This is a genomic window from Caldisphaera sp. (assembly GCF_049974385.1).
GTDB lineage: Archaea > Thermoproteota > Thermoprotei_A > Sulfolobales > Acidilobaceae > Caldisphaera.
Map to the genome: position 1 here is coordinate 1 of NZ_JBMFIW010000060.1, position 673 is coordinate 673.

The following is a 673-nucleotide window of genomic DNA, read 5'->3' on the forward strand; positions in this document are numbered from 1 at the left end:
AACGGCAATCTTAATTTCTTATTTCCTTCTTTATCAATTGCACAATTAATTAATGATATACTATTAAATTCATTAATCTCTACATTTCTTTTAGCCATTTGAAATGCCCACGGAGATGCTTCTACAGAAACAATTCTTTTTGCCCCTCTAAGATTAAAATAAATAGCTGAATCCCCAATAAATCCTCCAATATCTAATATTGATCTATCTTTGACATTAAGGATTTGATAATCATTGATATCAAAAATAAACTTAATATGACGCCCTCCATAAATTTTTGCTTTATTTTTATCTATTTCAATAGCAATCATAGCTGCTTGTCCTCCAGCTGTTATAACTATGCTTGAATTTCTATCTATTTCAATAGCAATTGAGCTTAAATCATCAGACAAGTCAACTAACTTGCAACCTTGTAAAGTGCACAGAAAAGCAATGCTTCCAACAATTTCTCTATCACCTTCTATCTTTTTTCCATCTTTAGTTATAGCTTTAGCTTTTCCTTCTGTAGCTAATTCAAGCAAAACAATAAACCAATTTTTGTAAGCATTTCGATACCTTTTTATTATTTCTCTCAAATTTTTGGCATCCTTTATAGTCAAATTTGTCATAATCATCCCATATTAATTAATATTTTTACTCTCTTAAATACCTTTACTTTTAAGATCTATGATAA

Annotated in this window: 1 protein-coding gene; it reads right to left on the reverse strand. The window is 28.7% G+C overall.

What is annotated here, in order from left to right; translation table 11 throughout:
• Nucleotides 1-608, reverse strand: a 608-nt coding sequence (locus ACP5GV_RS08105; RefSeq protein WP_428103297.1) for an FkbM family methyltransferase, incomplete at its 3' end; no start/stop codon positions are given.
• Between the last annotated feature and the right edge of the window lie 65 nt (nucleotides 609-673).